Below are 23134 nucleotides of genomic sequence, written 5' to 3'. Positions count from 1 at the left end.
GGCTCGGGCAGGTGCTCCGGGGATCACCACGAGCCTTGGGCTCGGTGGTTGAAATCCAGAGCACGACTGGACTGCCCGGACGTTACCCGCCGGTATGGCGTCTTCGACAGGGGGGTCCGGCGAGATGTTCGCTGCGTCACAAAGATTGGTGTTCCTTCGCGCACAGTAGTCCACGCTTTTCCCAACTGGCCAGTAACCGGGGGTCCCGCCGCCACTGTTCACGTATGCCGCACACGCCTACGCTTGATCGCCATGGCACCCACACCGGCCGGTAACCGAAGGACGCGCGTCCACGTGGTCAGCGATGTGCACGGCAACGCCCGTGACCTGGCCAGAGCCGGCGAGGGTGCGGACGCCCTGATCTGTCTCGGCGACCTCGTGCTCTTCCTCGACTACGCCGACCACTCCCGCGGGATCTTCCCCGACCTGTTCGGCGTGGAGAACGCCGACCGCATCGTCGAGCTGCGCACCGCCCGGCACTACGAGGAGGCGCGCGAGTTCGGGGCCCGGCTGTGGGCGGGCATCGGCGGCGACCGGGCCACCGCGATCGAGAAGGCCGTACGCAAGCAGTACGCGGAGATGTTCGCCGCGTTCCCCACCCCGACGTATGCGACGTACGGCAATGTCGACATGCCGCCCCTGTTTCGCGAATACGCCGGAAACGGCACCACGGTCCTGGACGGCGAACGCGTGGAGATCGGCGGCCGCACCTTCGGCTTCATCGGCGGCGGCCTGCGCACGCCCATGCGGACGCCGTACGAGATCAGCGACGAGGAGTACGCCGCGAAGATCGAGGCGGTCGGCGAGGTCGACGTGCTGTGCACGCACATCCCGCCGGAGGTTCCCGAACTGGTCTACGACACCGTGGCGCGCCGCTTCGAGCGCGGCAGCCGCGCCCTGCTGGCCGCGATCCGCCGCACCCGGCCCCGCTACGCCCTGTTCGGGCACGTCCACCAGCCACTGGTGCGGCGGATGCGGATCGGCGCCACCGAGTGCGTGAACGTCGGTCACTTCGCCGGCAACGGACGGCCCTGGGCCCTCGAATGGTGAGCTGCCGCAGAAGGGGGTGAAGTCGGCCGGTCGCCTGCGCGGTAGCCTTCACGCTGCACACACGTGCGCACGTCCGCGCACCAGCGACCTCATTACCGGCCCGCATCTGGAGGAGCCACGGCGATGGCGGAACACACCAGCTCGAGCATCACGATCGAGGCGGCATCGGCCGACGTCATGGGGGTGATCGCCGACTTCGCCCGCTACCCGGACTGGACCGGCGAGGTGAAGGAGGCGGAGGTCCTCAAGACCGACGGCGCGGGCCGCGCCGAGCAGGTCCGCCTCGTCATGGACGCCGGTGCCATCAAGGACGACCAGACCCTGGCCTACACCTGGACCGGCGAGCACGAGGTCTCCTGGACCCTGGTCAAGTCCCAGATGCTGCGCTCCCTGGACGGCTCCTACCTCCTCAAGCCCGCGGGCTCGAGCGCCACGGAGGTCACCTACCAGCTCACGGTGGACGTCAAGATCCCCATGCTCGGCATGATCAAGCGCAAGGCGGAGAAGGTCATCATCGACAGGGCGCTGGCGGGACTGAAGAAGAGGGTGGAGTCGGGGGAGGCGTAAGCCGTTCCCGGCTGCGGGCAGTCGTGACGCAGGGCGGCACGGGTGGGCGATGAGGGTCCGCCCGCTCGAGCGAAGCCGAGAGTGGGGGAGGCACCCCGCCAGCGCGGGCAAGCGACCCCCCCGCCCAGCCCCGGCGCGGCGAACCGTTCCGTTACCGTTCACCCTCATGCGCACCATCCTGATCACGGGCCCGGGCGGCAGCGGGCGTACGACCGTCGCCGCCGCCACAGCGCTACGCGCTGCCGGTGAGGGACACGAAACCCTCGTCCTGAGCGCGGACCGTACGGACACCCTCGGCGCGGCTCTGGGCGCGGAGACCGGACCGGCCCCCACGCCGGTAGCACCGCACCTCACCGCCTGGCGCCCCGACCCCGCCGCCCGCTTCCGCGACGACCTCACCGCCTTCCAGACCCGCGCCGCGAACGTCCTCGACCTCCTCGGTGCCACCCACCTGGACACCGAGGAGGTCACCCCCCTCCCCGGCGCCGAGGAACTGTCCTTCCTGCGCGCCCTCAGGGACGCCGCCCTCTCCGAGCGCTACGACCTCCTCGTCGTAGACCTCCCGCCCACCCCCCAGGCCCTCGCCCTCCTCTCCCTCCCGGAGGAACTGCGTCGCTACCTGCGCCGCCTCCTCCCGCCCGAGCGCCAGGCCGCCCGAGCGCTGCGCCCCGTCCTCGGCCGCCTCGCCGGCGTCCCCATGCCCAGCGAGTGGCTGTACGAGACGGCAGCCCGCTGGGACGTCGAACTCGCCGCCGTCGAGGCCGTCGTCGCCGACCGCCACACCGCCGTACGACTCGTCGCCGAACCCGGCCCGGCCGGCGCCGACGCCGTACGCGCCGCGACCCTCGGCCTCGCCCTGCGCGGTCTGCGCACCGAGGCCGTCGTCGCCAACCGCGTGCTGCCCGAGACCGCCCCGGACACCTGGCTCGCCGGCCTCGTCGCCCAGCAGCGCAAGACCCTCGCCGACTGGCGGGAGTCGTACGACGTCCACCCGGTCGCCCACCTCGGCCGCGACCCGCGCGGCACCGACGACCTCGCCGCCCTCGCCGTACCCGGAGCCGACACACGCCCCATCACGGTCGAGTGGCCCGTCGCCGACCGCATCGCCGAGGACGGCGTGCTCGTCTGGCACATCCCGCTGCCCGGCGCGATACGCGAAGAACTCGACCTGATCCGGCGCGGCGACGAACTCGTGATCACGGCGGGCCCGTTCCGCCGGCTCGTCCCGCTCCCCTCCGCCCTGCGCCGCTGCACCGTCGCCGGAGCCGCGCTGCGGGAGGATGAACTGCGCATACGGTTCGCACCGGATCCGGACCTGTGGCCGCGCGCGAGGTGATTCCCGCTCGCCCGGCACCGGAGCGACGGCCGCGCCCGGCCCGAGCACGGTGAAGTCCGGCCCGCACACGATGAAGGACGCACGCCCATTCGGGTAACGTCGTAGGGACGAACCGTAGTCAGGAGTCCGTCATGAGCGAAGAGCGCCCCACACCTGACGCCCCGGACGCGGAGGCGGCCGAAAAGGTGCGGACGACCGACGCCGATGCCTGGGCCACGGCGGTGGCCGAGGACCTCGCGGCGGAGAAGGCCCGCCGCCGCGCCGAGTACGGCCCGCCCCCGGGCTCGGCCGCCGAGGAACTGCGCAAATTCGTCGACGCCGTCGCCGACAAGCTGTCCGGCCTCCAGTCCCCGCTCCTCGGGCCGGTCGCCGGACCCGCCGCCCAGCAGGTGGTGCGGCAGGTCGTCCAGCAGGCGAAGTCCGCCGTCGAGCCCGTCATCGAGCGCAACCCGGACTTCTTCGACCACTTGGCCGCGGCCGGCAACGAACTGCTGGCGGCCTACCGCTCCGCCGTCGAGGCCCAGGAGCACCGCTGGACGAGCCGTACGCACGACGTGAAGAACGACCCACGCGACGACCGCGACCGAGGCGAGGGCACCGGCGGCGGGGAACGCATCGACTTGGACTGACAGGGCCTCGGGTACGGTTGGCCGTAGCGGGGCTCGACCGGAACTGAGGGATTCATGGGACTCACCATCGGCGTCGACATCGGCGGCACGAAGATCGCGGCCGGCGTGGTCGACGAGGAAGGCAACATCCTCTCGACCCACAAGGTGCCGACCCCGGGCACCGCCGAGGGGATCGTGGACGCCATCGCCTCCGCCGTCGAGGGCGCGCGCGCCGGGCACGAGATCGTCGGCGTGGGCATCGGCGCGGCCGGCTATGTGAACCGGCAGCGTTCCACCGTGTACTTCGCGCCGAACATCGACTGGCGACAGGAGCCGCTGAAGGAGAAGGTCGAGGCCCGAGTCGGCCTCCCTGTCGTCGTCGAGAACGACGCCAACGCGGCCGCGTGGGGCGAGTACAAGTTCGGTGCGGGCAAGGGCCACCGCAACGTCATCTGCATCACGCTCGGCACCGGCCTCGGCGGCGGCATCATCATCGGCAACAAGCTGCGCCGCGGGCACTTCGGCGTGGCCGCCGAGTTCGGCCACATCCGCATGGTCCCGGACGGCCTGCTGTGCGGCTGCGGCTCGCAGGGCTGCTGGGAGCAGTACGCCTCCGGCCGTGCCCTCGTCCGCTACGCCAAGCAGCGCGCCAACGCCACCCCCGAGAGCGCCGAGATCCTCCTCGGCCTCGGCGACGGCACCCCCGACGGCATCGAGGGCAAGCACATCTCCACGGCCGCCCGCAAGGGCGACCCGGTCGCCGTCGACTCCTACCGCGAACTGGCCCGCTGGGCCGGCGCCGGCCTCGCCGACCTGGCCTCCCTCTTCGACCCCTCCGCGTTCATCGTCGGCGGCGGCCTCTCCGACGAAGGCGAACTGGTCCTCGACCCGATCCGGAAGTCGTACAAGCGCTGGCTGGTCGGCGGCAACTGGCGCCCGGTGGCCGAGGTGATCGCGGCCCAACTGGGCAACGAGGCGGGGCTGGTGGGCGCGGCGGACCTGGCGCGCGAGCCGGATCCGATCATGTAACTCCGCCGGCTTTCCTTACCTCAGGGGCGCGGGGCTGTGTAAACATGCGGCTCCGCCGCGTGAGCGCGACCAGCCACCGACGACCGGCAGTCGCGCACAAGACCTCGCGCCCCGAGCCAGTGGGCGTACATTGATCCACATGTCGCCGCTCCCCAACTCCCACACTGAGCCCGACGGTTCCGCAGTCGTCCGCGTACTGAGCTACAACATCCGCTCGATGCGCGACGACACCACCGCCCTCGCCCGAGTCATCACCGCCTGCGCCCCCGACCTGGTCCTCGTCCAGGAAGCCCCCCGCTTCTTTCGCTGGCGCAAGAAACTCGCCCGCCTCGCGGCCGCCTCCGGCCAGGTGATCCTCACCGGTGGCGCAACCGCCGCAGGCCCCGCGATCCTCTGCAACCTCCGCGCCACGGTCGAGCGCAGCGAGGACGTACTCCTCCCGCTCACCCCCGGCCTGCACCGCCGCGGCTTCGCCACCGCGGTCGTCCGCTTCGGCGACGCCCGCCTCGGCGTGCTCAGCTGCCACCTCTCTCTGCAGAAGGACGAGCGCTACGAGCAGGGCGGCATGCTCCTCGACCGGCTCGCCGGCATGGGCGTCGGACACGCGATCGCGGGCGGCGACCTCAACGAACGCCCCGGCGACCGCACCTTCCGGCGCCTGGCGGATGGCCTCCAGGACTGCTTCGCCACCGTCCCCTGGGGCGGCGAATACACGTCCACGCCCAGCGCACCCCACCAGCGCATCGACGCGATCTTCGCGACGAAGGGCATCGAGGTGCTGGGCTGCGGAGTACCTCTCGCCCTCCCCGGCGTCACCGACACAGACCTGAGGGCGGCCACGGACCACCTTCCGGTCCTGGCCGCCCTCAGAATCCCCGCGCACTAGACGACCGCGCCGCGCCCCGGATCGTCGTCCTCGTCGTCGTCCGTCTTCATCCGTGTCACCAGCGTGACGAACCCGCCGAGGAAGCCGCCGATGCCCAGCGTCGTCAGCCACCACGTCATGTCCCAGCCGAGCAGCACCGCCACCAAAAGCAGGATCGGCCCGCCGACCACGCCCAGCCAGGCGAACTTGGCGGTCGTGTCGGCCATGGGCAGCGGCGGCGGCTCGGGCGGCACGAAGTGGCCCTCGTCGTCCTCCTCGAAATCGTCCTCGGACGGCTCGGGCGCCGTGTAGTCACGCGGCCCGACACCCGGCGCGAACGCGACGGAGCTGCCCACGGGCTTGGCGGGCTGCTGCTCCCCGGTGTCGGCGGCGTCGGAGTCCGCGTCGTCGGCGGCGTCGTCGTGCCGCTCGTTCGGCCCGGTCTCGGGCAGCGCGAGATCCTCGATCGCCTTGAACGGCTTGGCGCCCGGCGGATCCGGCGGCTCGTCGCCGTACCCGGAGACGATCGCCTGCCAGGCGGCCTCCTCGTCGAAGGGCACGCCCTGCTCGTCCGGCTCGCGGTCCTCGCGGTCGGAGTCGTGCTCAGCCAACTGAGGCCGTCCCTTCCTTGCCGACACTGGGTGCGAGCCGGTCTATGAAGTCGAGGCTCTCCTCGAAGATCCGGTCCGCGTCTTGGTCCAACGTCGCCACGTGGTAACTCTGTTCCAGCACTATCTCTGTCACGTCCGTCGACGACACCCGGCTCAGCACGCGGGCCGAGTCGGCGGGCGGCACCACATGGTCCTGGGCGCTGTGCAGGAGCAGCAGCGGCTGGGTGACCTGTGGCAACTCCCCGTCCAGCAGCCGGAAGAAGTTCCGCAGGGAGTGGGCCGCGTGCAACGGCACTCTGTCGTACCCCACCTCCGCCGCGCCCGGCTTCGCGATGTCGCTGGCGATGCCCTTCGTCGTGCGCACCAGGTGCCGGGCCACCGGAAGGGCGTACGCCGACAGGCCGTGCACCTTGTTCGCCGGGTTGACGACCACCACGCCGGCGATCGCGTCCCCGTGCTTGGCGGCCAGCCGCAGCGCCAGCGCCCCGCCCATCGACAGGCCCGTCACGAACACCACCGCGCAGCGCTCGCGCAGGACGCGCAGCTCGCGGTCCACCTCCGCGTACCAGTCCTGCCAGCCCGTGAGCTGCATGTCCTCCCAGCGCGTGCCGTGCCCGGGCAGCAGCGGCAGCGACACGGTCAGGCCGTGCGCCGCGTGGTGCTCCGCCCAGGGGCGCAGCGACTGGGGCGAGCCGGTGAAGCCGTGACAGAAGAGGACACCCACCTCTGTGCCCTCGTGGTGGTACGGCTCGGCTCCGGGGAGGACCGGCACCTTTGGGGCTCCTCTTCATGAGCGGGACGTGAACGACGACTGCGGATGTGATTCACCGTACGCGACCGCACTGACACCGACCAGGGTCGTCGGCTCCTTCCACCCCGCCGCGGGTTAAGGTCTGAGCGACGGAAACAGGAGGCACGCGGTTGTTGTACGGCACGATGAAGGTCGCCATCGGGGGACCGCTGAGGATCGCCTTCCGGCCCTGGGTGGAGGGGATGGAGAACATCCCGGCCGAGGGCCCCGCCATCCTGGCGAGCAATCACCTGTCCTTCTCGGACTCGTTCTTCCTGCCCGCGGTGCTCGACCGCAAGGTCACCTTCATCGCGAAGGCGGAGTACTTCACCACGCCGGGCATCAAGGGACGGCTGACCGCGGCCTTCTTCAAGGGCGTCGGCCAGCTCCCGGTGGACCGCTCCGGCGCGCGAGGCGCGGGCGAGGCCGCCATCAAGAGCGGCCTCGAGGTCCTCGAACGCGGTGAGCTGTTCGGCATCTATCCGGAGGGCACGCGCTCGCCCGACGGCCGGCTGTACCGCGGCAAGCCCGGCGGCCTCGCGCGCGTGGCGCTCGCCAGCAGCGCGCCCGTCATCCCCGTCGCGATGATCGACACCGAGAAGATCCAGCCGCCCGGCAAGGTGATGCCGAAGCTGATGCGGCCGGGCATCCGCATCGGCAAGCCGCTCGACTTCAGCCGCTACCAGGGCATGGAGCACGACCGCTTCGTCCTGCGCGCGGTGACCGACGAGGTCATGTACGAGATCATGAAGCTCTCCGGCCAGGAGTACGTTGACATGTACGCCACCGCGGCCAAGCGGCAGATCGCGGAGGCGGCCAAGGCGGAGAAGGCAGAGAAGGCGAAGACCGAGTCCTAGACAGGGCAGACGGGCACCGGGGGGTGGGGGGCGTGGCCGGACGCGAGCGCGTCATGAGGATGTCCGTCGAGCAGCCGTTGTGGCGTGCGCTCGCCGGGTACCGCGTCCTGACGATGTTGTACGCCATCGGCCTGTACGTCAGCGCGTACGACCGGCACGACCGCGACGACAACCCCTGGGTCGCCGTCGCCTACTTCGCGGTCCTGTTCGTGTGGACCTTCGCCACCCTTCCCAGGGTGGCGGGCGCGGCGAGTTGCACCAAGCGCTTCCTCGCCGTCGACCTGACGATCGCGCTCACCGGCATCCTGCTCACCCCGCTCGCCCACAGCCATCACGTCGCCGAGGGCGGTCCGACCCTGCCGTCGATATGGACCGCGGGCTCCGTGCTGGCCTTCGCCATCAAGGGCGGCTGGCGCTGGGCGGCGTTCGCGTCCACCATCGTGGCCTGCGCCAACCTGTTCGAGCGGGGCGTCCCGGCCCGCGACACGGTCCACAACGTGATCCTCGTCTGGGTCGCCTCCATCGCCATCGGGTACGTCGTGGAGGTCGCCCGTGCCTCCGAGCGCACCCTGGCCCGTGCCCTGGAGATCGAGGCCGCCACCCGGGAACGGGAGCGGCTCGCCCGCGACATCCACGACAGCGTGCTCCAGGTGCTGACGATGGTGCAGCGCCGCGGCGCGGTGCTCGGCGGGGAGGCGGCGGAACTGGGACGCATGGCGGGGGAGCAGGAGGTGGCCCTGCGCACCCTGGTCTCCGGCGGCATGGTCCCGGTCTCGCGCGCCTCGGAGGACGCGGCCGAGGGCGCGGTCGTACGGGCCGTGGAAGAACCGGACGACGCCGTCGACCCCACCGCCCCCGTCGATCTGCGCACGCTCCTCGCCCCGTACGCCGGTGCCCGGGTCAGCCTCGCCGAGCCCGGTGCCCCGGTGCCGCTGCCGCCCGGCGCCGCGCGGGAGCTGGCCGCCGCTGTCGGTGCCGCCCTGGACAATGTGCGCAGACATGCCGGGGAGGACGCGCGGGCCTGGATCCTGGTCGAGGAGGAGCCGGACGCGGTCGTGGTGACCGTAAGGGACGACGGCCCCGGCATCCCCGAGGGGCGGCTCGCGCAGGCCGAGGGCGAGGGGCGGCTCGGGGTGGCCCAGTCGATCCGGGGTCGGCTGCGCGACCTGGGCGGCAGTGCCGAGCTGATCTCGGTGCCCGGCCAGGGCACGGAGGTCGAACTGAAGGTACCGAAGGACGCCGAAAAGGCGCGGGGGAAGGCGGAGCGGCGATGACGCAGCAGCAGGGCCCGATCAAGGTCATGGTGGTCGACGACCACCCCATGTGGCGCGACGCGGTCGCCCGGGACCTGACCGCGTCGGGCTTCGACGTGGTCGCCACCGCCGGGGACGGCGAGCAGGCAGTGCGCCGCGCACGGGCCGTCGGTCCCGACGTCCTCGTCCTGGACCTGAACCTGCCCGCCAAGCCCGGCGTCCAGGTCTGCAAGGAACTGGTCGGCGCCGACCCGGCGCTGCGCGTCCTGGTGCTGTCGGCCAGCGGCGAGCACGCCGACGTCCTGGAAGCCGTGAAGTCGGGCGCGACGGGCTATCTGCTGAAGTCGGCCTCCACCGAGGAACTCCTGGACGCGGTGCGCCGTACGGCCGTCGGCGACCCGGTGTTCACGCCCGGCCTCGCCGGACTGGTCCTGGGCGAGTACCGGCGGCTGGCAGCCGAGCCCGGCCCCGCCCCGGACACGGACGCGCCGGGCGCACCGCGGCTGACCGACCGCGAGACCGAGGTGCTGCGCCTGGTCGCCAAGGGCCTGAGCTACAAGCAGATCGCCGAACGCCTCGTCATCTCCCACCGCACGGTCCAGAACCACGTCCAGAACACCCTCGGCAAGCTCCAGCTGCACAACAGGGTCGAACTGGTCCGGTACGCGATAGAGCGCGGGCTCGACGAGGAGTAGACCGGCCGACGTGACACCGGCCGACTGAGCGGCGTTCCGACAATTCACTGGAATCACCCTGCCCGCCTCTCGCTGTGTGACGTGACCCACCTTTACCGTGAGTGAGCGTCAGGTAACCGCGGCGAAGGGACAATTCCATGCGGGTCGGAGTACTGACCGGAGGCGGCGACTGCCCCGGACTCAACGCCGTCATCCGGGGCGTCGTCCGCAAGGGCGTCCAGGAATACGGCTATGACTTCGTCGGCTTCCGGGACGGCTGGCGGGGCCCCCTCGAAGGCGACACGGTCCGCCTCGACATCCCCGCCGTGCGCGGCATCCTGCCCCGCGGCGGCACCATCCTCGGCTCCTCCCGGACCAACCCCCTCAAGATGCAGGACGGCATCCGCCGCATCAAGGAGAACCTCGCCAAGCAGGAGGTCGAGGCGCTCATCACCATCGGCGGCGAGGACACCCTGGGCGTGGCCGCGCGGCTGGCCGACGAGTACGGCGTGCCGTGCGTCGGCGTGCCGAAGACCATCGACAACGACCTCTCCGCCACCGACTACACCTTCGGCTTCGACACCGCCGTGGGCATCGCCACGGAGGCCATCGACCGGCTGCACACCACTGCCGAGTCCCATATGCGCGTCCTGGTCGTCGAGGTGATGGGCCGTCATGCCGGCTGGATCGCCATCCACTCCGGGCTCGCGGGCGGCGCCAACGTCATCCTCATCCCCGAGCACCGCTTCGACGTCGAGCAGGTGTGCGCCTGGGTGACCTCGCGGTTCAAGGCGTCGTACGCCCCGATCGTGGTCGTCGCCGAGGGCGCGATGCCGAAGGACGGCGACGTCGTGCTCAAGGACGGGTCGCAGGACTCCTTCGGCCATGTGCGGCTGTCCGGCGTCGGCGAGTGGCTGGCCAAGGAGATCGAGAAGCGCACCGGCAAGGAGGCCCGCACCACGGTTCTCGGCCACGTCCAGCGCGGCGGCACGCCGAGCGCCTTCGACCGCTGGCTCGCCACCCGCTTCGGCCTGCACGCCATCGACGCCGTCCACGAGCGCGACTTCGGCAAGATGGTCGCTCTGCGCGGCACGAACATCGTCCGAGTCCCGATCGCGGACGCCACATCCAAACTGAAGACGGTGGATCCCGAGCTGTACGCGGAGGTGGGGGTCTTCTTCGGCTGAACCGGCGCTCCGGGGCTGTGGGCCGTATATTCGGCGGCCCATGGCCCAGTACGGCGGGAGCAGTTGTGGAGATCGTGGCTTTCGGTGTCCAGTCCGACGAGATGCCTCTCATCGAGCGGGCCTTCCAGGGTCACCACGACGTCCGCTGCGTGGACGTCTTCCTCAACGAGGACACCGCCCCCATCGCCGCCGGCCACGAAGTGATCTGCACCAGCGTCAACTGCGACCTCGGCCACCGCGTCATGCAGACCCTCGCGGTCGGCGGCACCCAGATGGTCGCCCAGCGCTCCACCGGCTTCAACAACATCGACCTCGACGTCGCCGAGCGCCTGGGCATCACGGTCGCCCGCGTCTCGTACTACTCCCCGTACTCGGTCGCCGAGTTCGCCTGGACGCTGGCCATGGCCGTCAACCGCCGTATCGTCCGCGCCTCCACCCGCACGCGTGACTTCGACTTCCGGCTCGACGGACTGATGGGCCGCGACATGCACGGCCGCACCGCCGGCGTCCTCGGCACCGGCAAGATCGGCGAGGCGTTCGCCCGGATCGCCCACGGCTTCGGGATGCGCCTGCTCGGCTGGGACATCGCCGAGAACCCGGCCTGTGCGGAACTCGGCATGACGTACGTCCCCAAGGAGCGGCTCCTCGCCGAGTCCGACCTCATCAGCCTGCATGTGCCGCTGATGCCCCAGACCAGCCATCTCATCGACGCGGACGCCCTCAAGTCCATGAAGGACGACGCGATCCTGGTGAACTCCAGCCGCGGCGGCCTCATCGACACCGCGGCCCTCGTCGCCGAACTGCGCGAGGGCCGCTTCACCGGTGTCGGCCTCGACGTCTACGAGGCGGAGGCGGGCCTGTTCTTCCTCGACAAGTCCCTGGAGGCCGTCGACGACGACACCCTGGCCCGCCTGGTCACCTTCCCCAACGTCCTGGTCACCTCGCACCAGGCGTACTACACCGAGGACGCCGTCGGCCAGATCATCCACGCCACGGTGTGCAACGTCCTCGACTACGAGGCCGGTCGCCGCTCGGAGAACGTGCTCGTGCCGCGCAGCTGACCGATGAGGTCCCGGACGACCGCGGCCCCGTTCAGCGTCAGCACCGACTCCGGATGGAACTGGACGCCCGCGAACCCCGGCCCCCGTACGGCATGCACCTCACCGTTCGCCGCCCGGCTCACCTCGACGCCGTGCGCGGCCAGCTCCCGCAGCGCCTCGTCGTCGCAGTGCGCCACGAAGCTGTTGTAGAAGCCGACGGTCTCGGGGCGCCCGAACAGGTCGACCGTCGTCTGCGCCCCCTGGTACGGCACCTCCTTGCGGACGATCTCCAGCCCCAGCTCGGCCGCGATCAGCTCGTGCCCGAGGCACACGCCGAGCACCGCGTGCCGGTGCCCTCGGAGCACCTCGGCGGTCAGCCCCCGCAGGAACCGCATCTTGGGGTCGTCCAGGTCGGACGGGTCACCCGGTCCGGGGCCGAGCACGACCGGGCCCTCGTGTGCGAGCACCGCGTCCCGCAGACCCGACTCGTCGTAGCGCCGGACGGTCACGTCGAGGCCGCCCGAGTGCAGCACGTGCGCGAGCATCGCCGTGAAGGTGTCCTCGCCGTCCACGACCAGCGCGTGGCCCGTCAGGACCTGGGACCGCTCCTGCATCCGCAGCCAGAAGGGGGCGAGGGAGGCCCGGCGGCCGTCCAGCGCGGCCCGCACCCGGGGGTCGTCGGCGAGCCGCGGTCGTACGGACTCCGCGCGCGGCCGGGACGGCTGTACGCCCAGCGCGGCCAGCACCCCCGCCGCCTTGGCATGGGTCTCCGCGACCTCGCTCGCCGGGTCCGATCCGCGCACGAGCGTCGCGCCGACCGGGACGCGCAGGCGGCCGGCCGGGTCGATGTCGGCGGTGCGGATGAGGATGGGGGAGTCGAGGGTCTGGGCCCCGCCGGAGTCGCGGCCGAGGAGGGCCAGCGCCCCGCCGTAGTAACCGCGCCCACCAGTCTCGTGCCGCTCGATGACCCGGCAGGCGTTCTGCACCGGCGACCCGGTGACGGTCGCGGCGAACATGGTCTCCTTCAGGACCTCCCGCGCGTCCAGCGACGACTTGCCGCGCAGCTCGTACTCGGTGTGCGCGAGGTGCGCCATCTCCTTCAGCCGCGGGCCGATCACGACACCACCCATGTCGCCGACGGTGCACATCATCTTGAGCTCCTCGTCGACGACCATCGACAGCTCCTCGATCTCCTTGCCGTCGGCGAGGAAGCGCAGCAGATGCTCGGGCGTCGGCCCCTCGGCGGGATAGCGGTACGTCCCGCTGATCGGGTTCATCACGACCGTCCCGCCGGACATCCGCACATGCACCTCGGGACTCGCCCCGACCAGCGTCCGCCCGCCCGTCTTCCGCCCCTGGCCTTCCAAGGAAGGTCCTTCGGGCCCTTGCTCATTTCCGGTGTGCACGACGAACGTCCAGTACGCGCCCCGCTCGCCCTCGAGGAGCCGCCGGAACAGGGCGAGCGCGTCGGCCCGGCCGAACCCGGGGATCTCACCCTCGTACGTCCGCCGGATCACGAAGTTCGCGCCCTCGCCGCGCCCGATCTCCTCGCGCAGCACCCGCCCGACGATCCCGCCGTACTCCTCGTCCCCGACGTCGAAGCCGCCGCCCTCGACGCGCACCTCGTGCGTCGGCAACTGGGCCAGGGCCTCCGCGAGAGGCAGTGAGTACGACTCGGTCGGCGTCAGCACCGCCAGCGGCGTGCCGTCGTCGCGGACGTCGAAGCCCCGCTCGCGGATCTGCCGGTACGGGATCAGCGCCAGCCCCTCGTCGGGCAGGTCGGCGAGACGGTCGTACGTGCCGACCGGGCCGAGGAACACCTCCACGGTGTTCTCGTCATGGCCCGGTGTACGACGGCGCAGCAGGGCGAACGGGCGGGGATCCTCGAGCAGGTCGAGCAACTGCATGGGTCCGTTTTCCTTCTCGCTGGGAGGAGCGGACTCCGGAAACGCCGAAGGCCGCCCCTCGGGCGGCCTTCGCGAATTCTTGCGTACGCGCAGTCAGTGGGCCGCCGGATGAGCGGTCCACCACCAGTTCTGGATCGAGTGCGCGAACATGCCAGGCAGCGTACCCCAAGCCCCCGTGTCCGACTGGTGTACCCGGTGTCTCAATTGCTGAGCATGGGGCGGGACGCCCGACACGACCCCGTAATGTTGAGGACGTGACCGTGAACGCTAAGACCAGCGCGAGCGCTGGCAACACCTGGCGAGACCTGCCCGCGGCGCAGCAGCCCGAGTACCCCGACCCCGAGGCTCTGCGCGCAGTGATCGCGGACCTCGAGTCGTATCCGCCGCTCGTCTTCGCGGGCGAGTGCGACCTGCTGCGCTCCCGGCTGGCGGCCGTCGCCAAGGGAGAGGCGTTCCTCCTCCAAGGTGGCGACTGCGCCGAGGCCTTCGACGGGATCTCCGCCGACCACATCCGCAACAAGCTCAAGACGCTGCTGCAGATGGGTGCCGTGCTGACGTACGCCGCGTCCGTGCCGGTGGTCAAGGTCGGCCGTATCGCCGGTCAGTACTCCAAGCCGCGCTCCAAGCCGGTCGAGACCCGCGACGGCGTGACCCTCCCGGTGTATCGGGGCGACTCGGTCAACGGCTTCGACTTCACCGAGGCCAGCCGCATCCCCGACCCGGAGCGGCTGAAGCGGATGTACAACGCCTCGGCGTCCACGCTGAACCTGGTGCGCGCCTTCACCACCGGCGGCTACGCCGACCTGCGCCAAGTGCACGCCTGGAACCAGGACTTCGTGAAGTCGTCCCCGTCCGGCCAGCGCTACGAGCAGCTCGCTCGCGAGATCGACAACGCGCTGAACTTCATGCGGGCCTGCGGCGCCGAGCCGGAGGAGTTCAAGACGGTCGAGTTCTACGCCTCGCACGAGGCGCTGCTCCTCGACTACGAGTCCGCCCTGACCAGGGTCGACTCCCGCACCGGCAAGCTGTACGACGTCTCCGGCCACATGGTGTGGATCGGTGAGCGCACCCGGCAGCTGGACGGCGCGCACATCGAGTTCGCCTCGAAGATCAGCAACCCGATCGGCATCAAGCTCGGCCCGACGACCGCGGCCGAGCAGGCGCTGCAGTACATCGAGCGCCTCGACCCGGAGCGCGAGCCGGGCCGGCTGACGTTCATCGTCCGCATGGGCGCTGACAAGGTCCGCGACAAGCTCCCCGAGCTGGTCGAGAAGGTCACCGCGTCGGGCGCCACCGTGGCCTGGGTGACCGACCCGATGCACGGCAACACCTTCGAGGCGGCCTCCGGTCACAAGACCCGCCGCTTCGACGACGTGCTCGACGAGGTCAAGGGCTTCTTCGAGGTCCACAAGTCGCTGGGCACGCACCCGGGCGGCATCCATGTGGAGCTCACCGGTGACGACGTCACCGAGTGCGTGGGCGGCGGCGACGAGATCTTCGTCGACGATCTGCACCAGCGCTACGAGACGGCCTGCGACCCGCGCCTGAACCGCAGCCAGTCGCTCGACCTGGCCTTCCTCGTCGCCGAGATGTACAGGGACCAGTGACCGGAGGGCCTGTTACCGGGACGTGAGGTGGGGCGCGGATCACATACGATCCGCGCCCCAGCCTACTTTTACGGGTCCTGTGTGACAGGTAAGGTTAGGTTAGCCTCACCGATCAACGGGATGGCAATAACGACCGATCCCGGTGGGAGGTGAACCGCGTGTACGTCTGCAGTTGCTTCGGCATCACCGAGCAGCAGGTCAAGCAGCACGCGGAGGACGGTGCCTGCACCCCCCGCCAGATAGCGTCGGCCTGCAAGGCTGGCACCGACTGCGGTTCGTGCGTACGGCGTATCCAGGCGATCCTCGGCCGTGGGGCGTGCCCGCGCCGTGAGCTGGCCGATCAGGGCAAGCCGATCCTGTCCGAGCCCGTGGTCGCGAGGCTGGACGAAGCCGGTGCCGCGCGGCTGGACGAGGCTGCGTAGCTCTGTCGAGGCGGCCTAGCTCTCCGGCTGCTCGATGATCTGAGCGATGTAGAGCGCCTCGCCGAGCTTCTCCAGCAGTTCCAGCTGGGTGTCCAGATAGTCGATGTGGTGTTCCTCGTCCTCGAGGATCGACTCGAAGATGTTCGCGGACGTGATGTCGCCCTTCTCGCGCATCACCTTGATACCGCGCCGCAGCCGGTCGATCGCCTCCACCTCGATCTGCCGGTCCGCCTCGAACATCTCCTTGACGGTCTGTCCCACCCGTACATGGAAGAGCCGCTGGTAGTTGGGCAGGCCCTCCAGGAACAGGATCCGGTCGGTGAGCACCTCGGCGTGCTTCATCTCGTCGAACGACTCGTGCCGCGTGTACTTGGCGAGTTTGTACCAGCCGAAGTTCTCCTGCATCTTCGCGTGCAGGAAGTACTGGTTGATCGCGGTGAGCTCGCCGGTGAGCTGCTCGTTGAGGAACTCGATGATCTCGGGGTCGCCCTGCATCGCAGAGGCTCCTTCCGAATGGGGGAAACGGGGAGTTTGCGGCGAATGATTGCACCGGCGCAGAAGATCGTCCAGTAAGTGCGTACTTAGTACGTAAGTGCATGCCTGATGTCATTTGTCCGGTTCGGGGATGCCTGGTCAAGGGCACTGCCCAAGGTCTGTCAGGATGGAGACATGGGTCACCCGGTGGAGCGCGAGTCTGGAGAATCTTCCGAGGCCGTACGGTCCGAGCTTCCGCCGGGGCAGCGACTGCAGCGCGGCTGGCCGGTCACGCACTACGGGCCGGTGCCCAAGTTCCGGCCCGAGCGCTGGGAGTTCAGGGTCTTCGGTACCACCGCCGACGGCGACAAGCACTGCTGGACCCACGAGGAGTTCACGGCCCTGCCGTACGCGACCGTCGTGGCCGATCTGCACTGCGTGACGAAGTTCAGCATGCTCGGGGCCGAGTGGGGCGGCGTCCCGGCGAGCGCGATCCTGGAGGCCGCCCCGCCCGCGCCCGACGTCACCCATGTGATGGTCTGGGCGGAGTACGGCTTCAGCTCCAACCTCCGCCTCCTGGACTTCGCCGCCGACCGCACGATCTTCGCGACCCACAAGGACGGCGAACTCCTCACCGCCGAGCACGGCTTCCCGGTCCGCCTGGTCGTCCCCCATCTCTACGCCTGGAAGGGCCCCAAGTGGGTGCGCGGCGTGGAGTACATGACCGCCGACCGCCGCGGCTTCTGGGAGGAGCGCGGCTACCACAACATCGGCGACCCCTGGAAGGAACAGCGCTACTCCTACCAGGAAGAGCCCGGGGACGGCCCCGAGCTCTGATCCCGGCGTCGTACGTCAGTGGTGGTACTGATGCATCACCGCATGCCCCTTGCCCCGCCCGATGGTCCACTTGTTGACCGGCGTCGTGACCACGAAGGCGATCGCCAGCGAGATCGCCAGCGAGCCCCAGAACAGCAGGTCGCCGAGCTGTGCGTCCATCGCGTCCGGCCAGAGCACGATCACCCCGTTGTCGATCAGCTCCATCACGGCGATGGACAGCGTGTCCGCGGCCAGCGCCACGCGGAAGGCGGTACGGAAGTCCACGCCGGCCCGCAGCACGCCGCGCAGGGTGAGCGAGTACCCGAAGAAGAAGGCCAGCACGATCGCCAGCACCGTGGTCGCGAGATTCCCCCAGCCGAACGCCGTACCGATCACCATGCCCAGCACCTCACCGATGGCACACCCGGTGAGGCAGTGCAGGGTGGCCTGAACGGCCATGGACCAGGTGGCCGCGGGAAGGTGAGCGTGGTGGTGTGCGTGTGCTTCGCCGTGCTGCGCGTGCGCCTCGTGCGACATGGTGCCCCCTGTGCCGAGTGAACGGTTCCTGTGACGAGTAGGAACCATATACCCCCCGGGGGTATTCCTCATTGGGTATTCCGCCTCGGCGTCGAGGTCCTCCGCCTTCGGGTCGAGGTCCTCCGCCTCAGGGACGGCGATCTCTCAGCTTCTTCAGCCGCGCCACGTCCGCCGCGTGCCCCTCCTTGCCGCCGGGGGTCTCGATGATCAGTGGTACGCCTGCCGTCGCGGGGTGGGTCATCAGCGCCCGGAACGGGTCCTCGCCTATGTGGCCGGAGCCGATGTTCTCGTGGCGGTCCTTGTGTGCGCCCACCACGTCCTTGGAGTCGTTGGCGTGGATCAGCCTCAGTCGACCCTCGCCGACCGTGTCCACCAGCAGGTCCAGGGTCTGGTGCATACCGCTCGGACCGGTCAGATCGTGCCCAGCGGCGAAGATGTGGCAGGTGTCCAGGCACACGCCCAGCCGCGGATGCGCGTCCAGCGCCTCGAAGTACGGCCCGAAGTCCCAGGTGCGGGAGCAGAGCGAGGCCCCCTGTCCGGCCGTGGACTCCAGGAGCAGGTACGGGTCGTCGTCGTGCGTGAGCTCCTCGAGGAGCGGCAGCATGTGCTCCCGTACCTGCTTCAGCGCGACCTCCCGCGGCCGCCCGCCGGTCGCGCTGCCCGTGTGCACGACCACGCCGAGCGCGCCGATCGCGCGCCCGCGCCGCAACGAGTGCCGAAGCGACTCCACCGACTTCTCCACGGTCGCCTCGGTGTGCGAACCGAAGTTGATCAGGTAGGGCGCGTGCACGTACGCCGGGATCGACTCCTCGGCACACGCCGCCCGGAACTCCTCGTCCTGCCGCGGATTCCCGGCCGGGGTCGCCCAGCCGCGCGGATTGGCCACGAAGACCTGCGCGGCCTCGGCCTTCAGCTCCCGTGCGTACGACAGCCCGACGGAGTGCAGACCACCGGCCACGGGGACGTGACCGCCGACGGGGTTGCGGGAGGGGGCGGGAATGCCGGGCTGCTTGTTCACCCGTTCAGGGTGTCACGCCGTATTCGGCACCAGGGAAACGCCCTCGTCAGCGGATGGTGATCGTGATCGTCGAGCCCTTGGGGGCCGTGTCGCCGCCGTTCACCGACTGGTCCTTCACCGTGTCGCCGAACAAGCCGAGCAGACCCCGGTCCTCCTTGACCTTGAAGCCGGCTTGCTCCAGCGACTGCTTCGCGTCGTCGACACCGGCCCCGACCACGTCCGGCACCTCGACCATCTCGGGGCCCTTGGACAGCGTCAGCGTCACTGTGTCGCCCTCGGCGGCCTGGCTGTCGCCCGCCGGGGTCTGCTCGGCGATCGCGCCCTTGTCGAACTCGGAGTTGACCGCCTGCGCGGCGATCCGCACCCGCAGCCCGGCGTTCTGCAGGTCCTGCTTGGCGCTGTCCAGGTCCTCACCGGTGACGTCCGGCACGTCCACGGGGCTGCCCTTGCTGACGACGAGCGCGACCGCCGAGCCCGCGCGGCGCGTGGTGCCGGTCTGCGGGTCGGTGCTGATCACCGAGCCCCGCGGGACGCTGTCGCTGAACGCGCGCGTGACCATGCCGGGCTGGAGACCGTCCTTCCGCAGCAGCGCCCTCGCCGCGGCCAGCGTGCGGCCTTCGAGGCCGGGCACCTTCACCGTCTCCGGGCCGTCGGAGATGGTCAGCGTCACCGAGTCATTGCTGCGGATGCGCTTTCCGGCGGCGGGGTCGGTACTGATGACCGTGCCGCGCTGCACCGTGTCGCTGTAGGCGTGCCTGACCTGCTTGACGTCGAGCCCGGCCTGCTTCAGCCGGTCCCTGGCCTGCGCCTCGGTCTTCGCCAGCAGCGGCGGGACCCGCGTGAACTGCCCGGAGTTGATGTACCAGACCCCGGCTCCCACCCCGAAGACCACCAGCACGGCGACGACGAGCGTGATCAGCCCGCGCCCGGGCCGCGACGGCCGCCGCCCCGGCGGGGCGGGCGGGACGGCGAGGCGGCTGGTCCGGTGGACGCTCCCGTCGGGCTCGTCCTCGTTGACGGGCAGCGGCCGCGGCACCGTCAGCGAGCGCGGTATCACGCTCGTACGGTCCTCGGCGATGTCGTGCTGCGCGGTCAGCGCCTGCGGCGGCATCGCGTCCAGCTGCTCGGCGCTCAGACCCGCGCGGGCGTGACGCACGTAGGCGAGCAGCGCTACGGCGTCGTGCGGCCGGATCTCCGGCGTGCGCGCGGTGGCGGCGGCGACCAGTTCGTCCAGCTCGTACGCCGTCCCCGGCACGGTGGCCGAGGGCGGCGGCACGTCCTCGTGGAGGTGCTTGTAGAGCACGGCGGCGGGGGAGTCCCCGTCGTGCGGCTTCTGTCCGGTCAGCATCTCGTACAGCACCACACCGCACGCGTACACGTCGACGCGCGGATCGGCGGTCCCGCTCTCGATCTGCTCGGGCGCGAGGTACGACACGGTCCCGAGGACAGCGCCCGTCGTACTGGTCACGGTGTCCACCGACCGCACGAGCCCGAAGTCGGCCACCTTGACCCGGCCGTCGTCCCCTATCAGCACGTTCTCTGGCTTCATGTCCCGGTGCACGAAGCCGGCGCGGTGTGCGGCGCCCAGCGCGGCGAGCACCGGCTCCAGGATGTCCAGCGAGGCCCGCGGCTGCAGCGCCCCGCGCTCACGCAGCACGTCGCGCAGGGTGCACCCGGCGATGTACTCCATGGCTAGATACACGTACGACCCGTCGGTCCCCTGGTCGAAGACCTGCACGACGTTGGGGTGGGCGAGCCGCGCGACGGACTTCGCCTCCCGTATGAACCGCTCCACGAACGCCCCGTCCGCCGCCAGCGTCGGATGCATCACCTTGAGCGCGAGGATCCGGTCCAGTCGGGTGTCCAGGGCCCGGTAGACCGTGGCCATCCCGCCGACGGCGATCCGCGCGTCGACGCGATAACGGCCGTCGAGCACCTGCCCGACGAGAGGGTCCTGAAGGGTCATATCCACGCAGGCGAGTCTACGAGCGCCGACTGACACCCTCACCCGCTTCCACCGCGACAGCAGCGGTACTGCAGCCGACCTGTGACGCGAAGCACGCGAACCGGTGAAGCTCGCGGCACGAACCTGCAGCCGCCGATGGCCCCGAACCCCCACAGGAAATGTCAAGCTCTTGGCCGACACCAAACGGGTGGTGCGCGGCTGGGAGACAAAACGGGACTGCGACCCCGCTCAGAACGCAGGTCGCTCGGGGTCCAACACGGCCAGGCCCGCCGCAGGCGATGATGCGGACGCGAAATGTCGCCGGGGAATCCGCCCCGCCAGCCGAGCCAACCGCCCCGCCTCCACCGCGTGCCGCATCGCCGAGGCCATCACCTCCGGCTCCTGCGCCCGCGTCACGGCCGACGCCAGCATCACCCCCGAACACCCCAGCTCCATGGCCAACGCCACATCGGACGCCGTACCGGCCCCCGCGTCCAGAATCACCGGCACACGCGCGTGCTCGACGATCAGCTGGAAGTTGTGCGGATTGCGGATCCCCAGCCCCGATCCGATCGGCGACCCGAGCGGCATGACGGCCGCACACCCCGCGTCCTCCAGCTTCCGCGCGAGCACGGGGTCGTCGTTCGTGTACGGCAGCACCGTGAACCCGTCGTCGACCAGCGTCTCCGCCGCGTCCAGCAGCTCGATCGGATCCGGCAGCAGGGTCCGCTCGTCGGCGATGACCTCCAGCTTGATGAGATCGGTGCCCAGCGCCTCCCGCGCCAGCCGGGCCGTCAGCACTGCCTCGCCCGCCGTGAAGCAGCCCGCCGTGTTCGGCAGCACCCGCACGCCGAGCTTCTCGAGGACCGACAGCACGGACCCGTGCACCCCGGGATCGACGCGCCGCATCGCGACGGTCGTCAGCTCCGTGCCGGAGGCGACCAGCGCCCGTTCCAGCACGTCGAGGCTGGGCGCACCGCCCGTACCCATGATCAGGCGGGACGAGAAGGACGTACCGCCGAGGACGAAGGGATCGTCGGCCATGGTTCAGCCTCCTTGGACGGCGGTGAGGACTTCGACGCGGTCACCCTCGCGCAGGGCCGTGGACGGCCACTCCGCGCGCGGGACGACGGTTTCGTTGAGCGCGGCGGCGACCCCGGAGGGCGCCGCGGTGAGGGTCTTCACGAGGGCGTCGAGCGCCGTGCCGGGCGCGATCTCACGGCGCTCCCCGTTGACCGAGATGGTGAGAGGGACGCTCATGCGGGCTGCTCCGTGAGTACGGCGCCGAAGCGCTTCGGCGTGAAGGGGCGGGCCTCCTCGGGGAGCTCCCCGGTGGCCAGGACGTGCGCCATGGCGTCGCCGGTGACCGGCGTGAGCAGCACGCCGTTGCGGAAGTGCCCGGTGGCCAGCAGCAGCCCGTCGAGTCCGGTCGGCCCGAGCAGCGGCGCGTTGTCGGGGGAGCCCGGCCGCAGCCCCGCCCGCGTCTCGGTCAGCGGCAGTTCGGTGATCCCCGGAATCAGCTCGTGCGCGTCCCGCAGCAGCTCGTACACGCCCCCCGCGGTCACCGTGGTGTCCCAGCCCAGTTCCTCGCTGGTGGCGCCGACGACTAGCTCGCCGTTCTCCCGGGGCACCAGGTAGACCTGGCTGCCGCGCACCACGGCCCGCACGGTCCGGCTCAGGAACGGCGCGTACCGCTTCGGCACCGTCAGCCGCAGCACCTGCCCCTTCACGGGCCGTACGGGCGGCAGCACCTCGTCCGGCACCCCCGCGAGCCGTCCGCTGAGGCTGCCCGCCGCGAGGACCACATGGTCGGCGTCCAGCTCCGTACCGTCCGCCGTGGTGACACCGGCCGCCCGCTCCCGTACGACACGCAACCGCTCCACCCACGCGCGGTGGAACACCACCCCAGCCCGCTCGCACGCGGACACCAGCGCCGCCGACAGCCGCCGCGGGTCGATCTGGTGGTCGCCGTCCACCCGCAGCCCGCCGCGCACACCTGGCGCCAGCATCGGCTCAAGACGGCGGCAGTCACGGCCGGACAGCCACTCGGAGTCCAGCTCCGACCGCTGCTGCAGGGCGTGCAGTTCGCGCAGATGGGCGCGGTCGTCGGCGTCCAGCGCCACGGCGAGCGTGCCGCACCGGCGGTAGCCGAGGTCGTGGCCGGTCAGCTCGGTGAGCTCGGCCGCGAAGTCCGGATAGCGGCGGGCCGACTCCAGGTTGAGGCCGAGCAAAGTCTGCTCGCCGTAGTGCAGTTCTGTGACCGCGGCCAGCATCCCGGCGGCCACCTGGGCGGCGCCGCCGCCCGGTTCGGGGTCCACGACGGCCGTCGCGAACCCGCGCTGCGCGGCGCGCCAGGCCGTGACCAGGCCGATGATTCCGCCCCCGATGACGAGGACGTCTGATGTACGTGACGACATGGGCGTCCAGCCCCTCCCTTCGCCGGCATGACCCGGATCAGGTTCGTACGGTCGGAGGCCGCCAGCCTCCCTCTCAGCCCGGTGCGTCCGGGCTCCCGCGAGTGCTTGTACGTGGGCCACCCTA

25 protein-coding genes and 1 riboswitch are annotated in these 23134 nt (G+C 70.7%); of the genes, 14 read left to right on the top strand and 11 right to left on the bottom strand.

Annotated features, from left to right (window positions below; genetic code table 11):
• The first annotated feature begins 252 nt into the window (after positions 1–252).
• The 6 genes from ACFYXB_RS12360 to ACFYXB_RS12335 all read left to right on the top strand — a co-directional run bounded on the left by ACFYXB_RS12360 (position 253) and on the right by ACFYXB_RS12335 (position 5476).
• A complete protein-coding gene (locus ACFYXB_RS12360) occupies positions 253–1050 on the top strand; it encodes a metallophosphoesterase (protein WP_351344946.1) in 798 nt (265 codons plus the stop codon).
• Between the two features lie 123 nt (positions 1051–1173).
• Positions 1174–1617 carry an SRPBCC family protein gene (locus ACFYXB_RS12355; protein WP_389580780.1) on the top strand — a complete coding sequence of 148 codons (444 nt, stop codon included), beginning with the start codon at positions 1174–1176 and terminating at the stop codon, positions 1615–1617.
• A gap of 166 nt (positions 1618–1783) precedes the next feature.
• On the top strand, positions 1784–2953 hold the full coding sequence (locus tag ACFYXB_RS12350; protein WP_351344952.1) for an ArsA-related P-loop ATPase: 1170 nt from the start codon (positions 1784–1786) through the stop codon (positions 2951–2953).
• A 131-nt stretch (positions 2954–3084) separates the two neighbouring features.
• Positions 3085–3582, top strand: coding sequence for a DUF5304 domain-containing protein (locus tag ACFYXB_RS12345; RefSeq protein ID WP_389580777.1), 498 nt, complete (start codon positions 3085–3087; stop codon positions 3580–3582).
• Between the two features lie 54 nt (positions 3583–3636).
• Entirely contained in the window at positions 3637–4590 is a 954-nt protein-coding gene (locus tag ACFYXB_RS12340) for an ROK family glucokinase (protein WP_389580775.1), read from the top strand.
• Positions 4591–4729: 139 nt separating this feature from the next.
• Entirely contained in the window at positions 4730–5476 is a 747-nt protein-coding gene (locus tag ACFYXB_RS12335; RefSeq protein WP_389580773.1) for an endonuclease/exonuclease/phosphatase family protein, read from the top strand.
• Here the strand turns inward: ACFYXB_RS12335 and ACFYXB_RS12330 are convergent.
• Together ACFYXB_RS12330 and ACFYXB_RS12325 are read right to left on the bottom strand one after the other, a co-directional pair.
• Positions 5473–6066 carry a hypothetical protein gene (locus tag ACFYXB_RS12330; RefSeq protein WP_389580770.1) on the bottom strand — a complete coding sequence of 198 codons (594 nt, stop codon included), beginning with the start codon at positions 6064–6066 and terminating at the stop codon, positions 5473–5475. The two genes, ACFYXB_RS12335 and ACFYXB_RS12330, sit on opposite strands and share 4 nt — an antisense overlap.
• Positions 6059–6838, bottom strand: coding sequence for an alpha/beta fold hydrolase (locus ACFYXB_RS12325; protein WP_351344967.1), 780 nt, complete (start codon positions 6836–6838; stop codon positions 6059–6061). Before ACFYXB_RS12325 ends, ACFYXB_RS12330 begins: the two co-directional genes overlap by 8 nt.
• Positions 6839–7002: 164 nt before the next feature.
• Here ACFYXB_RS12325 and ACFYXB_RS12320 point away from each other — a divergent pair, with 164 nt between their 5' ends.
• From ACFYXB_RS12320 to ACFYXB_RS12300, 5 genes are all read left to right on the top strand, one after another.
• Complete coding sequence (locus ACFYXB_RS12320; protein WP_351345400.1) at positions 7003–7713, top strand: lysophospholipid acyltransferase family protein; 711 nt, start codon at positions 7003–7005, stop codon at positions 7711–7713.
• 32 nt (positions 7714–7745) lie between these two features.
• Entirely contained in the window at positions 7746–8987 is a 1242-nt protein-coding gene (gene macS / locus ACFYXB_RS12315; protein ID WP_389580767.1) for a MacS family sensor histidine kinase, read from the top strand.
• A complete protein-coding gene (locus ACFYXB_RS12310; RefSeq protein ID WP_389580764.1) occupies positions 8984–9661 on the top strand; it encodes a response regulator in 678 nt (225 codons plus the stop codon). The genes macS and ACFYXB_RS12310 overlap by 4 nt, the downstream gene beginning before the upstream one ends.
• Before the next feature lie 137 nt (positions 9662–9798).
• Positions 9799–10827 (top strand): 6-phosphofructokinase, encoded by a 1029-nt coding sequence (locus tag ACFYXB_RS12305; RefSeq protein ID WP_389580761.1) that lies wholly within the window; start codon positions 9799–9801, stop codon positions 10825–10827.
• Between the two features lie 65 nt (positions 10828–10892).
• Positions 10893–11888, top strand: a complete 996-nt coding sequence (locus ACFYXB_RS12300; protein WP_388506088.1) for a 2-hydroxyacid dehydrogenase — start codon at positions 10893–10895, stop codon at positions 11886–11888.
• On the opposite strand, the gene ACFYXB_RS12295 is transcribed toward ACFYXB_RS12300, so the two are convergent.
• Positions 11840–13774: an anthranilate synthase family protein gene (locus tag ACFYXB_RS12295; RefSeq protein ID WP_389580758.1), complete on the bottom strand. Its 1935-nt coding sequence runs from the start codon at positions 13772–13774 to the stop codon at positions 11840–11842. The two genes, ACFYXB_RS12300 and ACFYXB_RS12295, sit on opposite strands and share 49 nt — an antisense overlap.
• A gap of 93 nt (positions 13775–13867) precedes the next feature.
• The gene (locus ACFYXB_RS12290; RefSeq protein WP_076973970.1) at positions 13868–13924 is read right to left on the bottom strand and encodes a trp operon leader peptide; all 57 of its coding nucleotides are present in this window, start codon (positions 13922–13924) and stop codon (positions 13868–13870) included.
• 104 nt (positions 13925–14028) lie between these two features.
• Between ACFYXB_RS12290 and ACFYXB_RS12285 the strand changes: the two genes are divergently transcribed.
• Both ACFYXB_RS12285 and ACFYXB_RS12280 read left to right on the top strand, forming a co-directional pair.
• Positions 14029–15381 carry a class II 3-deoxy-7-phosphoheptulonate synthase gene (locus ACFYXB_RS12285; protein WP_389580755.1) on the top strand — a complete coding sequence of 451 codons (1353 nt, stop codon included), beginning with the start codon at positions 14029–14031 and terminating at the stop codon, positions 15379–15381.
• A gap of 149 nt (positions 15382–15530) precedes the next feature.
• Positions 15531–15803, top strand: coding sequence for a (2Fe-2S)-binding protein (locus ACFYXB_RS12280; RefSeq protein WP_351344987.1), 273 nt, complete (start codon positions 15531–15533; stop codon positions 15801–15803).
• Positions 15804–15818: 15 nt separating this feature from the next.
• Here ACFYXB_RS12280 and bfr read toward each other — a convergent pair whose 3' ends face one another.
• Positions 15819–16298: a bacterioferritin gene (bfr, locus tag ACFYXB_RS12275; RefSeq protein ID WP_351344990.1), complete on the bottom strand. Its 480-nt coding sequence runs from the start codon at positions 16296–16298 to the stop codon at positions 15819–15821.
• Positions 16299–16472: 174 nt separating this feature from the next.
• Between bfr and ACFYXB_RS12270 the strand changes: the two genes are divergently transcribed.
• Positions 16473–17114 carry a sulfite oxidase-like oxidoreductase gene (locus tag ACFYXB_RS12270; RefSeq protein WP_389580751.1) on the top strand — a complete coding sequence of 214 codons (642 nt, stop codon included), beginning with the start codon at positions 16473–16475 and terminating at the stop codon, positions 17112–17114.
• A gap of 15 nt (positions 17115–17129) precedes the next feature.
• On the opposite strand, the gene ACFYXB_RS12265 is transcribed toward ACFYXB_RS12270, so the two are convergent.
• The 6 genes from ACFYXB_RS12265 to thiO all read right to left on the bottom strand — a co-directional run bounded on the left by ACFYXB_RS12265 (position 17130) and on the right by thiO (position 23010).
• Complete coding sequence (locus tag ACFYXB_RS12265) at positions 17130–17630, bottom strand: DUF4396 domain-containing protein (RefSeq protein ID WP_389580749.1); 501 nt, start codon at positions 17628–17630, stop codon at positions 17130–17132.
• A gap of 127 nt (positions 17631–17757) precedes the next feature.
• Positions 17758–18648, bottom strand: a complete 891-nt coding sequence (locus tag ACFYXB_RS12260; protein WP_389580747.1) for a deoxyribonuclease IV — start codon at positions 18646–18648, stop codon at positions 17758–17760.
• A gap of 46 nt (positions 18649–18694) precedes the next feature.
• On the bottom strand, positions 18695–20620 hold the full coding sequence (gene pknB / locus ACFYXB_RS12255; protein ID WP_389580744.1) for a Stk1 family PASTA domain-containing Ser/Thr kinase: 1926 nt from the start codon (positions 20618–20620) through the stop codon (positions 18695–18697).
• A gap of 222 nt (positions 20621–20842) precedes the next feature.
• Positions 20843–21637, bottom strand: a complete 795-nt coding sequence (locus tag ACFYXB_RS12250) for a thiazole synthase (RefSeq protein WP_389580741.1) — start codon at positions 21635–21637, stop codon at positions 20843–20845.
• A gap of 3 nt (positions 21638–21640) precedes the next feature.
• Positions 21641–21853: a sulfur carrier protein ThiS gene (gene thiS, locus ACFYXB_RS12245; RefSeq protein ID WP_351345008.1), complete on the bottom strand. Its 213-nt coding sequence runs from the start codon at positions 21851–21853 to the stop codon at positions 21641–21643.
• Positions 21850–23010 carry a glycine oxidase ThiO gene (thiO, locus tag ACFYXB_RS12240; protein WP_389580738.1) on the bottom strand — a complete coding sequence of 387 codons (1161 nt, stop codon included), beginning with the start codon at positions 23008–23010 and terminating at the stop codon, positions 21850–21852. Before thiO ends, thiS begins: the two co-directional genes overlap by 4 nt.
• Positions 23008–23119: riboswitch (TPP riboswitch) on the bottom strand. (Overlaps the previous gene by 3 nt.)
• Between the last annotated feature and the right edge of the window lie 15 nt (positions 23120–23134).

Source organism: Streptomyces sp. NPDC002619 (assembly GCF_042889305.1).
Lineage (GTDB): Bacteria > Actinomycetota > Actinomycetes > Streptomycetales > Streptomycetaceae > Streptomyces.
Note: the sequence above shows the minus strand (reverse complement) of the source record. Positions and strands in the feature narration are given on the sequence as shown.